This is a genomic window from Cellulosimicrobium sp. CUA-896, from assembly GCF_001942335.1.
Taxonomy (GTDB): Bacteria; Actinomycetota; Actinomycetes; order Actinomycetales; family Cellulomonadaceae; genus Cellulosimicrobium.
Genome location: NZ_MKKH01000003.1, coordinates 36,267 through 48,618 on the forward strand (window position 1 = coordinate 36,267; position 12,352 = coordinate 48,618).

Consider the following 12,352-nt stretch of genomic DNA (forward strand, 5'->3'; position numbering starts at 1 on the left):
CGTCGTCCGCCGGACCGCGCCGCCGCCCGCGCGGGCACCGGGCCGGTGCGGGGCCGTCGAGGCCCCGCCCTGGTCCGCCCGCGCGGTCGGCGGAGGTGTCACCGCGAGGTCGGCTTCTGCCCGTACCCCATGTTGCGCAGCACGAGGCCGACGACGAGGGCGAGGGCGACGACGCCCATCCCGACCCAGAACAGCCAGACGGCGGCGATCACGACGGCGACCGCGGCCACGAGCACGCCGACGATGATGCCGATCATCGTGAACCACGCGGCGACGGTGTGGCCGTGGTTGGTGGGCGGTGCCGCGGGCGGCAGGTACGCGATCTCGGTGGTCTGGTGCTTCTCGGCCATGGGGGTCGTGCCTTTCGTCATGATGTGCGTCCAGCCTATCGGACCGGCCCCGAGCAGGGCCGGTCCCCGGACGCGGGGTGTCATCGGTCGGTGGGGTCCTCGCCGCGCGACAGCGCGTCCCAGGCGTCGTGGTCGTCGATCCCGTCCGGTGCGCCGCCGTCGGTCGTCGTGGACGCGGGCTCGGCCGCTGCCCCGGCGCCCCGCTCGTGGCGCGACGACGCGCGGACCCACGTCCGCGACCCGGCCGCGACCCACACCACCGCGAGCACGACGAGGACGCCGAGCACGGCGGCGGCCCAGGGGGCGGGCGTGAGCGAGACCGGGGACGTGAGCTCGGTGACTCCCGTGGCCTCGGCGACGGCGGAGCGGGCGCTCGGCGCGGGGTCCAGCGCCACGGCGAGCGCCGCGGCCGTCGCCACCGCCCCGCTCAGCGCGGCCACGGCGAGCACCACCCACCGCCCGACGCGACCGACGAGGCCGAGGGCGAGCGCCGACGCGACGACCACGAGCGCGGCGGCACCGACGCCCGGGGCCGCCGTCGTGCCGCTCACGGCGACGTCGACGACCGGGTCGAGCGCCGTGGCGCCGGTGGTCGTGGCCCACGTCGGGGCCGCGACGGCGAGCGTCGCTCCGCCCAGCAGCAGGAGCAGCCAGACGGCGGTGCGGCGCGAGGGCGTGCTCACGCGAGCCCTCGCAGGCGGGCCGCCACCTGGACGGCACGAACGGCCGCGGCCGCCTTGTTGCGCGACTCGGCGTACTCGAGCGCCGGGACCGAGTCGGCGACGATGCCGCCGCCGGCCTGAACGCTCGCGCGCCCGTCGCGGATGAGCGCGGTGCGGATCGCGATCGCCATGTCCATGTCGCCCGCGAAGTCGAAGTACCCGGCGGTGCCGCCGTAGATGCCGCGGCGCGCCGGCTCGAGCTCGTCGATGAGGGCGATCGCCCGCGGCTTGGGAGCGCCGGAGAGCGTGCCCGCGGGGAAGGTGGCCCGGAAGGCGTCGAGCGCGGAGGCGCCGGGGCGCAGCGTGCCGACGACCGTCGAGCACAGGTGCATGATGTGGCTGAACCGCTTGGTCGCCATGAACTCGACGACCTCGACCGACGTCGGCTCGCAGACCTTGACGAGGTCGTTGCGGGAGAGGTCGACGAGCATGATGTGCTCGGCCCGCTCCTTGGGGTCGGCGAGGAGCTCCTCGCCGAGCGCCACGTCCTCCTCGGGCGTCGCGCCGCGCGGCCGCGACCCGGCGATGGGGTACGTCACGACCCGTCCCTCGCTGACCTTGACGAGCGTCTCGGGGCTCGAGCCGACGACGGCGAAGTCGCTCCCGTCGCGCGGTGAGCTGGAAGTAGTACATGTACGGACTCGGGTTGATGGTGCGCAGGGCCCGGTAGACGTCGAGGGCTGCGCGGGCAGTCGAGGTCGAGACGCTGGGACAGCACCACCTGGAACACCTCGCCCTCGCGGATGGCGTCCTTGCCGGCGACGACCGCGGCCTCGAACTCCTCGCGCGTCGAGCGGAACTCCAGCTCCGGCTCGGGCACGTCGTGCGCGGCCGAGACGACGTGGCCTCCGGCGGCGACGAGCCGCGCCTGCAGGGCGTCGAGGCGCGCGACGGCGTCCGCGTACGCCTCGTCGACGCGCTCGTCGGTGTCGTCGAAGTTGATCGCGTTGGCCACCAGCCACACGCTGCCCTCGCGGTGGTCCACCGCCGCGACGTCGGTCGCGAGGCACAGCGTCAGCTCGGGCACGCCGAGCTCGTCCGGGGCCGCCGCGGGCAGCGTGGGCTCCCAGTGCCGGATGACGTCCCACCCGATCGCGCCGGCGAGCCCGCCCGTGAGCGGCGGCAGGCCCTCGACCGGCGGCGTGCGCAGCGCCTCGAGCGTCGCGTCCAGCACCTCGACGACGTCGCCCTCGACCGGGATGCCGACGGGCACGTCACCGGACCACACGGCCCGGCCCTCGCGCGCCGTGAGCGTGGCGCGCGAGGCGGCGCCGACGAAGGACCAGCGCCCCCACGTACCGTCGGACTCGGCCGACTCGAGCACGAACGTCCCCGGGCGTCCGCCGCCGAGGGTGCGGTACAGGCCGACCGGCGTGACGTCGTCGGCGAGGAGGCGGCGCACGACCGGGACGACCCGGCGCGACGTGGCGAGCTCGCGGAAGCCCGCGGCGCTCGGCCACGTCTCGCCCCAGGCCGGCCCTCCGGCGGGGACGGTGGTGCTCCGGGTCGCGTGGGACGTGCTCACTGGTCCTCCTCCTCGGGTCCGGGCGCCGGTGCCGGCGTCGCTGCCCCGGGCGCGGGCGCGTCCCGGGCAGGTCGCCGACGACGGCACCGAGGTCTCCCCCGGCCTCGAAGCACGTGCGGGTGCCGGTGTGGCACGCCGCCCCGACCTGGTGCACGCGCACGAGCAGCGCGTCGCCGTCGCAGTCGAGCGCGACCGACCGCACGAGCTGGACGTGGCCGGAGGTGTCGCCCTTGCGCCAGTACTCCCGGCGCGACCGGCTCCAGAACGTCACGCGGCCGGAGGTGAGGGTCCGGTGCAGGGCCTCGTCGTCCATCCAGCCGAGCATGAGCACCTCGCCGGTGTCGTGCTGCTGGACGACGGCCGCGACGAGCCCGCCGTCGTCGCGCTTGAGGCGCGAGGCGACGTCGGGGGCGAGGGCGGTGGCCGGGGTCGTCGAGCTCGGGGGGCGGGTCGTGTCGTCGGGCACCTGAGAATCCTGCCAGACGCCGCGACCCGCGCGGCGCCCGGTCCCGTCGCTCGTCCGCCTCACCGCGTCTGCGTGACCCATGCGGCGTGCATGCGCGCGTAGACGCCGCCGGCGCCCGCGAGCTCGTCGTGGTGCCCGACCTCGACGACGTGGCCCGCGTCGACGACGACGACGAGGTCGGCCGCCTCGGCCGTCGACAGCCGGTGCGCGATGGTCAGCGTCGAGCGCCCCGCGGTCAGCGAGGCGAGGGCGCGCGCGATCCGCACCTCGGTCGCAGGGTCGACGGCGGACGTCGCCTCGTCGAGCACGAGGAGGTCGCCCTCCGCGAGGTAGGCGCGCAGGAGCGCGACGAGCTGGCGCTCCCCCGCGGACAGGGACTCGCCGCGCTGGCCGACCGGCGTGTCGAGCCCGTCCGGGAGGTCCGCCAACCAGTCGCCGAGGCCCAGCCGGCCGACCGCCGCCTCGATGCGCCCGCGGGCGGCCGCCCCCGCCGCCGGAGCGTCGGCCGCGCCGGCGTCGCGCAGGCCGTAGGCGACGTTCTCGGCGAGCGTCCCGTCGAAGAGGAAGCCCTCCTGCGGGACGAGCACCACGCGCTCGCGCAGGCTCGAGGCACGCAGCTCGCGCAGGTCGACGCCGTCGAGCAGGACGCGTCCGGCCGTCGGGTCCATGAGCCGTGTCACGAGCTTGGCGATCGTCGTCTTGCCGGACCCGGTGGCGCCCACGACGGCGACGGACGCGCGCGCCGGCAGGTCGAGGTCCACGCCGTGCAGCACCTCGGGGCCGCCCGGGTACGCGAACCGGACCCCCTCGAGCCGCACGTGGGCCGGGCCTCGCGGGCTGACGGCGCCGTCGTCCCCCGCGTCGACGACCTCCGCGGGCGTCTCGAGGACCGCGAGCACGCGGCGCCAGCCCGCGACGGCGTTCTGCAGCTCGTTGAGGATCTCCGTGGCCATCTGGACGGGTCCGGTGAACAGCTGGACGAGGAACAGGAACGCCAGCAGGCGCCCGACGGTGATGTCGCCCGCCACCCCGAGGAGCGACCCCACGACCACGACCACGGCGAGCACGAGGTTGGCGACGAGCACGCCGCTCGAGAAGACGACGGCGACGAGCTTCTGCGCGCGGACCATGGCGCGCCGGGTCTCGTGGACGGCCGCGTCGATGCGACGCGCGGTCCGGGCACCGACGCCGTAGGCGCGGATGGTCTCGGCGCCCACGACGGACTCCGAGATCGCGCCGAGCATGGCGCCCACGCGTGCCCGCACCGCGGTGTACGCCTCGTTGACCCGCCGCTGCGCGGGGCGCAGCACGAGGAACAGGGGCACGAAGCACGCCCAGACCACGAGGGTGAGCTGCCACGAGTAGATCGCCATGAGCACGGTCGCGACGGCGATCTGCAGCACCGAGACGAGCAGCATGATGCCGCCCCACTGCACGAACAGCGAGATGGTGTCGACGTCGCTCGTGACGCGCGAGACGAGCGAGCCGCGCCGCTCCGTGCTCTGCGTGAGGACCGACAGGTCGTGCACGTGACGGAACGCGCGCACGCGCAGCGACGCGAGGCCCGCCTCCGTGGACCGGAACAGGCGCACGTTCACGAGCGCCGAGCACAGCCCGGCGACGACGAGCACGCCCGCCGCCACGCCGACGAGGAGCGCCACGCGAGCGGTGTCCGGACCGCCCTCGGCGAGGACACCGGTGTCGATCGTCTGCTGGACGGCGACCGGCACGACGACGCGCCCGAGCGCCGCGGCGATCGCGAGGCCGAGCGTGACCCACAGCCCGTCGAGGATCTGCGGCGAGACCTGCACGCCGCGGCGCAGGGTCGCGAGCACGCCCAGCGTGCTCGCCGAGGCGATGCGGGCCTCGGTGGTCGTGGTGCTCATTCCTCCAGCGCCCCTGCCTCGGCGCGACGTACGACGACGTCCGCCTCCTCGTCCTCCTGCCGGTCGAGGGCGTCCCGCTCGTCCGCGGCACGCCGCTCGGCCTCGCGCGCGTACGCGGTCGCGAGCTCGCGGTACTCGGCGTCGCGCGCGACGAGCTCGGCGTGGGTACCGACGTCGACCACGCGCCCGGACTCGACGTGCACGACGACGTCGGCGAGCGCGACGCTCGCCATCCGGTAGGCGACCATGACGACCGTCGGGCCCTGCGCCCCGTCCCGCCGCAGCCCGGCGAGGACCTGCTGCTCGACGCGCGGGTCCACGGCCGACGTCGCGTCGTCGAGCACGAGGAGCCGCGGCCGGCGCACGAGCGCGCGGGCGATCGCCAGCCGCTGGCGCTGACCGCCCGACAGGTTCGCCCCGCGCTCCCCGAGGGGGGCGTCGAGGCCCTCCGGCAGCCGCTCGACGACGTCGTCGAGGCGCGCGAGCCGCAGCGCCTCCCACACCTGGTCGTCGTCGGGTCCCGCGTCGTCCTCGTCGGTGAGCGTGACGTTGCCCCGCACGGTGTCCTCGAAGACGAACGCCTGCTGCGCGACGAGCGCGACCTGCCGCGTGAGCTCGTCCTCGCGGACCTCGCGCACGTCCGTGCCGTCGAGCAGCACCCGGCCGCGCGTCGGGTCGGACAACCGGGCGAGGAGCGACACGAGGGTCGTCTTGCCGGAGCCCGTCGGTCCCACCACGGCGACGACCGAACCCGGCGCGAGGTCGAGGTCGACGTCGTCCAGGAGCGTGACGTCCCGTCCCCCGGCGCGGACGTCCAGGCCGACGCGCTCGAGCCGGACCGCGAGGCCCCCGCCGGACACGGGCAGAGTCCGGGTGCCGGGGACGAGCACGCCGCCGGAGTCGATCACCCGGCTGATCCGCTCGTAGCCGACGAGCCCGCGCGGGAGCTCGCCGAGCACCCAGCCGAACGCGCGCACGGGGACGGCCATCACCGTCAGCAGGTAGGCGGCCGTGACGATGTCGCCGGCCTCCACGCCTCCTGCGGCGAGCCGCGCCGTCCCCACGCCGAGCACGAGCAGCGTGCCGAGCGACGGCAGGAGCTCGATGACCGGGTCGAAGAACGCGCGGACCACGCCGACGCGGACGTTGGCGGCACGCAGCGTGTCGGTGCGCTCGGCGAACCGCCGCTCCTCGCGCGCCTCGGTGCCGAGCGACTTGACGAGCAGGGCCGCCTCGAAGCTCTCGTGCGCGACGTCCGCGACCTCCGCCCGCAGCTGCTGGGCCCGCGTGACGGCCGGCGACATGTGCCGCTGGAACACGACGTTGACGACGACCGCGAGCGGGATGATGACGAGGGCCGCGCACGCGAGCCACACGTCGATCCCGAAGAGCATCACCGCGGCCACGACGATCATCACCACGACGCCGAGCGCGAAGGGCAGCGGGTTGAACACGCCGGTCGCGGCCTCGACGTCGGAGCTGGCGTTCGAGAGCAGCTGCCCCGCCGGGTGCGCGCGGTGCCACGACATCGGCAGCCGCAGGTACTGGCGGGAGACGGCCGTGCGGTGGCGGGCCTGGAGCGCCGCGTACCCGTTGCCGGCGAAGATGCGCCGGGCGGCGACGCTGACCGCGAGCGAGACCGCGATCCCGGCGAGCACGAGCCCGGCGAGCCAGATGCGCCCGCGCGCGACCTCGTCGCCCCCGAGCGCGGGCACGACGACCTCGTCGGTGACGGTGCCCACCGCGCGGCTGACGCCGACGGTGAGGGCGCCGAACGCCGCGGAGGCGCCGATCGCGAGGACGTAGGTGCGCCACTCGTCGCGGATGCCTCGCCCCATGAGCACGAGGGAGCGGCGCACGCGCGAGCCCGTGAGGCCGTGGGGTCGGCGCACGACGGGTTCTGCGGGCAGCCGGTCCGGCGGCGGGACCGTCGCGGTGGTCGGGCGCAGGGCGCGCGCGGGTGGTGGTGCGGCGTCGCTCATGTCGTCAGCGCACCTCGAGGCCGGCGGAGCGCATCGCGTCCTTGACCTGCGCCACGGTCAGCGCGCCGAAGTGGAACACGCTGGCCGCGAGCACCGCGTCGGCACCCGCGCGGGCCGCCTCGACGAAGTGCTCGGGCGTGCCGGCACCGCCGCTCGCGATGAGCGGCACGCGCACCTCACGGCGCACCGCGGCGAACATCTCGAGGTCGAACCCCGCGGTCGTGCCGTCGGCGTCCATGGAGTTCAGGAGGATCTCGCCGGCGCCGAGCTCGGCCGCGCGCGCGGCCCACCCCACCGCGTCGATGCCGGTGCCGCGCCGCCCGCCGTGGGTGGTGACCTCGTAGCCGGACGGGGTGGTCGCGCCCCCAGTGGTGCGTCGGGCGTCCACCGACAGGGTGAGGACCTGGCTGCCGAACCGGTCGGCGATCTCGGCGATGAGCTCGGGACGCGCGATCGCGGCGGTGTTCACCCCGACCTTGTCCGCGCCCGCGCGCAGCAGCCGGTCGACGTCGTCGGCGGTGCGCACGCCTCCCCCGACGGTCAGCGGCACGAACACCTGCTCCGCGGTGCGGCGCACGACGTCGTACGTCGTCTCGCGGTTGCCCGACGACGCCGAGACGTCGAGGAACGTCACCTCGTCCGCGCCCTCGCCGTCGTACCGCGCGGCGAGCTCGACCGGGTCGCCGGCGTCGCGCAGGTTCTCGAAGTTCACGCCCTTGACGACCCGGCCGGCGTCGACGTCGAGGCACGGGATCACGCGGATCGCGACGGTCACGAGTTCTCTCCTTGGTCTGCCGGCACCTCGCCGGTCTGGTCGGGGGCGGCGGGCGGCGCCTCCGAGGACTCGCCCGCGGCCTGCTCGGCCGTCACGGGGAAGTGCGCGTCGAGGATGTCGACGACGTAGACGAGGGTCTCCTCGGCGAGCGGGCTCGCCGTGCCGCCGTAGCCCAGGCTCGGCGGCACCACGAGCAGCACGCGGCTGCCGACGGACTGCTCGAGCAGCCCCTGCTCCCAGCCCTCGATCACCTCGCCGATGCCGATCATGACGGACGACGGCGCCGCGCCGTCGGTCCACGTCGAGTCGAACACCCCGCCGTCGGACCACCGCACGCCCGTGTAGCGCACCGTGACGACCTGTCCCGCCTCCACCTGGCGCCCGCGCCGCGCACGAGCGGCTGGACGACGAGGTCGGAGGGCGCGGGCGTGTCGGGCGGGACGGTCACCGTGGGGGCACCGTCCTCCCCCGCGACGACGGTGGGCATGCCCTCGGCCGGCTCGACCGGTTCGCCCTGCGCCCGGGTGGGCAGCACGTCGACGACCAGGACCACGGGCACGCCGTCGTCCTCCTCCACGAGCAGCAGGCGCGCGCCGACGCGCTGCCCGCGCAGCAGGTCCGCGAGCGCGCTGCCGACGGAGGCGTCGCTCAGGGTGAACCACTGCGGCGCGTCGGTGTACGTGTTCTGCAGCACCGTGCCGTCCCGCGCGTCCTGCGCGTACAGGTTGAGCAGCAGCGGGCCACCGTCGACGAGCTCGCGCCCGGTGCCCGGCCACACGACCTCCGAGCGGCTCTGCGGCACGTCGAGCGGGGTCGTGTACGTCAGCGTGGGCGGCGCGCCGCGGAGCCCGCGACCTCGACCGCCGTGTTGAGCGGGGTCTGCGCCGCGTCCTCCGGCTCCTCGCACGCACCCAGCAGGAGCGCGGCGACGAGCGCGAGCGCCACGGCGAGCAGCGCGCGAGGTCGGTGCGCCCGCCCGCGCGCGCGGCGTCGTCCCGGCCGTGCCGCGACCCCGTCGGGTCGCACGGCCGTCGGAAGCACGGTCCTCACATCACGCCCCGCACGTCACATCGACTCGATGAGTCGTTCCACGCGCTCGTCGACGCTGCGGAAGGGGTCCTTGCACAGCACGGTGCGCTGCGCCTGGTCGTTGAGCTTCAGGTGCACCCAGTCCACCGTGTAGTCGCGGCGCGCCTCCTGCGCGGCGCGCACGAAGTCGCCGCGCAGCTTGGCGCGCGTGGTCTGCGGCGGCACGGCCGTCGACTCGAACACCTCGAGGTCGGTCGTGATCCGCTCGACCATCCCGCGCGCGGCGAGCAGGTTGTACAGCCCTTCCGTGCGCGAGATGTCGTGGTAGGCGAGGTCGAGCCGGGCGACGCGCGGGTCGTCGAGCGCGAGGCCGTGCTTGGCCCGGTACCGCTCGATGAGCCGGTACTTGATCACCCAGTCGAGCTCCCGGTCGACGAGCGAGAGGTCCCCCGTCTCCAGCGCGCGCAGGCCGCGCTCCCACAGGTCGAGCACCTGCTTGACGACGGGCGTGGGCGACACCTCGGTGTCGACGAACTCCTTGACGCGCTGCAGGTACTCGCCCTGCAGGTCGATCGCCGTCACCGTGCGCCCGCTCGCGAGCTGGACCGGCTGCTTGGCCGTGATGTCGTGGCTGATCTCGCGGATCGAGCGGATGGGGTTCTCGAGCGCGAGGTCGCGCATCGGCAGGCCCGCCTCGACCATGCGCAGGATGAGGTCGGTCGTACCCACCTTGAGCATCGTCGTGGTCTCGGCCATCGAGGAGTCGCCGACGATGACGTGCAGGCGCCGGTAGCTCTCCGCGTCCGCGTGCGGCTCGTCGCGCGTGTTGATGATGGGCCGCGACCGCGTGGTCGCGCTCGACACGGCCTCCCAGATGTGGTCCGCGCGCTGCGACAGGCAGAAGACGGCGCCCCGCGGGGTCGAGAGCACCTTGCCCGCGCCGGTGAGGATCTGCCGCGTGATGAGGAACGGCACGAGCACGTCGGAGAGCCGCGCGAAGTCGCCCTGGCGCCGCACGAGGTAGTTCTCGTGGCAGCCGTAGGAGTTGCCCGCCGAGTCGGTGTTGTTCTTGAACAGGTGGATGCGCCCCGGCAGCCCCTCGTGCTCGAGCCGCTGCTGGCGTCCGCGACGAGCCCCTCGAGGATCCGCTCCCCGCCGCGGTCGTACGCCACGAGCTGGCGGACGTCGTCGCACTCCGCCGTCGCGTACTCAGGGTGCGAGCCGACGTCGAGGTACAGCCGCGAGCCGTTGCGCAGGAAGACGTTCGACGAGCGCCCCCACGCGACGACCTTGCGGAACAGGTAGCGCGCGACCTCGTCGGCCGACAGCCCGCGGCCGTCGTCGGCGGCGCACGTGACGCCGTACTCCGTCTCGAGCCCGAAGATCCTGCGGTCCATGCGGTCCTACCCCCCGTCCGACGTGCCGGCCGCCGGCGCGGTGCCGTCGTCCGGGGTGCCGCTGCCCCGGCTGTCGCCGGGGCTGCCGTCGCCGTGGCCGTCACGCAGCAGGCCCTCGAGGACCGAGCCGGACAGGCGGCGGAACGCACGACGCGGGCGCGTGCGGTCGAGCACCGCGACCTCGAGCTGGCTCGCGGGGATCTCGCGCGCGTCGGCCTCCTCGGCCCCGGCTCCCAGCGCCCGCACGCCGAGGCGCAGCGCGTCCCCGAGCTCCATGCCCGGCCGCCACCCGTCACCGAGGATGCGTCCGAGCTGCTCCGCCTGGCCGCCCATCACCACGTAGCCCTGCTCGTCGGCCACCGAGCCGTCGTACGAGATGCGGTAGAGCTGGTCCTGCGCCGGCGTCGGGCCGACCTCGGCGACGACGATCTCGACCTCCATCGGCTTGGACTCCGTGGTGAACACGGTGCCGAGCGTCTGGGCGTACGCGTTCGCCAGGCCGCGCGCGTTGACGTCGGTGCGGTCGTAGGAGTACCCCCGCAGGTCGGCGTACCGCACCCCGGCCACGCGTAGGTTCTCGAACTCGTTGTACTTGCCGACCGCGGCGAACGCGATCCGGTCGTAGATCTCGGAGATCTTGTGCAGCGCGCGCGACGGGTTCTCGGTCGCGAACGCGATCCCGTCCTCGAACGCGAGGGCGACGACGGAACGGCCCCGGGCGATGCCCTTGCGCGCGAAGTCCGCCCGGTCCTTCATCAGCTGCTCGGGCGAGACGTAGAACGGCATCGTCATGCGAGGTCACCTCCCGGGACGGCGCGGCCGCCGGCCTCACCCGCGCGGCGCTCGGCTACGATCTGCTCGACCACGGCCTCCAGCTCGTCGGCGGGCACGCGCTCGTAGCCCGCGGCGGTGACCACCGCGACCACCGGCCAGATCCGGCGGACTGGGTCCGGACCACCGGTCGCCGAGTCGTCGTCGGCCGCGTCGTACAGCGACTCGACCGCCACCCGCACCGCGGCGTCGCGCTCCAGACCAGCGCGCCACAGCTTCTTCAGCGCGCCGCGGGCGAACACCGAGCCCGAGCCGACGCTGTGGTGGTCGCGCTCCTCGTAGCGCCCGCCGGTCACGTCGTAGGAGAAGATCCGGCCCTGGCCGCGGTCGAGGTCGTAGCCGGCGAACAGCGGCACGACGGCCAGGCCCTGCATCGCCATCGGCAGGTTCTGCCGGATCATCATCGACAGGCGGTTCGCCTTGCCGTCGAGCGAGAGGAGCGCGCCCTCGATCTTCTCGTAGTGCTCGAGCTCGAGCTGGAAGAGGCGCACGAGCTCGACGGCGAGACCGGCCGTCCCCGCGATGCCGACGGCCGAGAACTCGTCCGCCGGGAAGACCTTCTCGATCTCACGGTGGGCGATCATCGACCCCATCGTGGCGCGCCGGTCACCGGCCATGACGACGCCGCCCGCGCCGTCGGCCCCGAAGGTGGCCGCGACGATCGTGGTGGCGTGCGGCGCCTCGGGCGCGACGCGGGGTGCGTCGCCGCGCGGCGCGCCGGCAGCAGGTCCGGCGCGTGACCGGAGAGGAAGTCCAGGAACGACGACGACCCGGGGGTCGTGAACGCGTCGGGCAGCCGGCCGGGGAGGCGCTGGGGCTGGTGGGTGCTCATCGGCGCTCGACCACTCTTCCTACTCGCCGCCCTTCTGCACGAAGCCCCGGACGAAGGACTCCGCGTTGGTCTCCAGGACCTCGTCGATCTCCTCGAGCAGCGCGTCGACCTCCGCGTCGCGGGACTGGGCCTGCGGAGCCGTGGGGACCTCCGGGGCGTCCGGCTCGTCGTCGGGACGCCGGTCCTCGTGCGACGCGTGGGTGCGTTCCGTACCCGCCATGGCTGCCTCCTCGTCCGCCGGGCACGCCCGGCGCTCGTCGTGCCGCACTCTCGTGCGGCCCGGCCGCCCTCGCGACCGGCTCCTGCCCGCGGGCGGCGCCCCGGGGGGCGCCGTCCTGCCCCCAGCCTAGTCGCCGGACACTCACCCCGGTGCGGCGAGACCCGCCAGGAGCGCCGACGCGTCGGGGCTGGCGTCGAGCAGCGCCCCGATGTGGGCGCGCGTGCCCCGCAACGGGTCCATCATCGGGACGCGCTGCAGCGACGGCGCGCCCGGCACGTCGAAGATCACGGAGTCCCAGCTCGCCGCGGACACCTGGTCCCCGTAGCGCGCCACGACC

The 12,352-nt window shown here is 74.9% G+C and carries 11 protein-coding genes and 4 pseudogenes; all 15 read right to left on the minus strand.

The genetic code is table 11. From position 1 onward, the window contains the following. Positions 1-98: 98 nt before the first annotated feature. The gene (locus BJF88_RS01095) at positions 99-371 is read right to left on the minus strand and encodes an HGxxPAAW family protein (RefSeq protein ID WP_255371629.1); all 273 of its coding nucleotides are present in this window, start codon (positions 369-371) and stop codon (positions 99-101) included. Between the two features lie 59 nt (positions 372-430). Then, on the minus strand, positions 431-1,033 hold the full coding sequence (locus BJF88_RS01100; protein ID WP_075827431.1) for a Trp biosynthesis-associated membrane protein: 603 nt from the start codon (positions 1,031-1,033) through the stop codon (positions 431-433). Continuing rightward, positions 1,030-2,597 (minus strand): annotated as a pseudogene (locus BJF88_RS01105) (anthranilate synthase component I). Before BJF88_RS01105 ends, BJF88_RS01100 begins: the two are co-directional and overlap by 4 nt. 73 nt (positions 2,598-2,670) lie before the next feature. Continuing rightward, positions 2,671-3,063: pseudogene (gene hisI, locus BJF88_RS01110) on the minus strand (phosphoribosyl-AMP cyclohydrolase); the annotation flags it as partial. 59 nt (positions 3,064-3,122) lie between these two features. Beyond that, a complete protein-coding gene (locus tag BJF88_RS01115; protein ID WP_075827432.1) occupies positions 3,123-4,949 on the minus strand; it encodes an ABC transporter ATP-binding protein in 1,827 nt (608 codons plus the stop codon). After that, positions 4,946-6,787, minus strand: a complete 1,842-nt coding sequence (locus BJF88_RS01120; RefSeq protein ID WP_075827469.1) for an ABC transporter ATP-binding protein — start codon at positions 6,785-6,787, stop codon at positions 4,946-4,948. Before BJF88_RS01120 ends, BJF88_RS01115 begins: the two co-directional genes overlap by 4 nt. 148 nt (positions 6,788-6,935) lie before the next feature. Continuing rightward, positions 6,936-7,706: an imidazole glycerol phosphate synthase subunit HisF gene (hisF, locus tag BJF88_RS01125; protein ID WP_075827433.1), complete on the minus strand. Its 771-nt coding sequence runs from the start codon at positions 7,704-7,706 to the stop codon at positions 6,936-6,938. After that, complete coding sequence (locus tag BJF88_RS20765) at positions 7,703-8,080, minus strand: FKBP-type peptidyl-prolyl cis-trans isomerase (protein ID WP_075827434.1); 378 nt, start codon at positions 8,078-8,080, stop codon at positions 7,703-7,705. Before BJF88_RS20765 ends, hisF begins: the two co-directional genes overlap by 4 nt. Continuing rightward, positions 7,972-8,508, minus strand: a complete 537-nt coding sequence (locus BJF88_RS20770; RefSeq protein WP_075827435.1) for a hypothetical protein — start codon at positions 8,506-8,508, stop codon at positions 7,972-7,974. Before BJF88_RS20770 ends, BJF88_RS20765 begins: the two co-directional genes overlap by 109 nt. A gap of 20 nt (positions 8,509-8,528) precedes the next feature. Then, positions 8,529-8,732 carry a hypothetical protein gene (locus tag BJF88_RS20775; protein WP_255371631.1) on the minus strand — a complete coding sequence of 68 codons (204 nt, stop codon included), beginning with the start codon at positions 8,730-8,732 and terminating at the stop codon, positions 8,529-8,531. A gap of 39 nt (positions 8,733-8,771) precedes the next feature. Then, positions 8,772-10,132: pseudogene (gene pafA / locus BJF88_RS01145) on the minus strand (Pup--protein ligase). A 6-nt stretch (positions 10,133-10,138) separates the two neighbouring features. Next, complete coding sequence (gene prcA, locus BJF88_RS01150; protein ID WP_075827437.1) at positions 10,139-10,924, minus strand: proteasome subunit alpha; 786 nt, start codon at positions 10,922-10,924, stop codon at positions 10,139-10,141. After that, a pseudogene (gene prcB, locus BJF88_RS01155) lies at positions 10,921-11,795 on the minus strand (proteasome subunit beta). The gene prcA and the pseudogene prcB overlap by 4 nt, the downstream one beginning before the upstream one ends. A gap of 19 nt (positions 11,796-11,814) precedes the next feature. After that, positions 11,815-12,015, minus strand: a complete 201-nt coding sequence (locus BJF88_RS01160) for a ubiquitin-like protein Pup (protein WP_069386939.1) — start codon at positions 12,013-12,015, stop codon at positions 11,815-11,817. Between the two features lie 141 nt (positions 12,016-12,156). Next, complete coding sequence (locus BJF88_RS22800) at positions 12,157-12,327, minus strand: hypothetical protein (protein ID WP_369824434.1); 171 nt, start codon at positions 12,325-12,327, stop codon at positions 12,157-12,159. Positions 12,328-12,352 lie beyond the last annotated feature (25 nt).

Coding starts and splice junctions, on each gene's coding strand:
- BJF88_RS01120 (WP_075827469.1), bottom strand. CDS start 6,787: ATGGGGCGAGGCATCCGCGACGAGTGGCGCACCTACGTCCTCGCGATC.
- BJF88_RS01095 (WP_255371629.1), bottom strand. CDS start 371: ATGACGAAAGGCACGACCCCCATGGCCGAGAAGCACCAGACCACCGAG.
- BJF88_RS01115 (WP_075827432.1), bottom strand. CDS start 4,949: ATGAGCACCACGACCACCGAGGCCCGCATCGCCTCGGCGAGCACGCTG.
- prcA (WP_075827437.1), bottom strand. CDS start 10,924: ATGACGATGCCGTTCTACGTCTCGCCCGAGCAGCTGATGAAGGACCGG.
- BJF88_RS01160 (WP_069386939.1), bottom strand. CDS start 12,015: ATGGCGGGTACGGAACGCACCCACGCGTCGCACGAGGACCGGCGTCCC.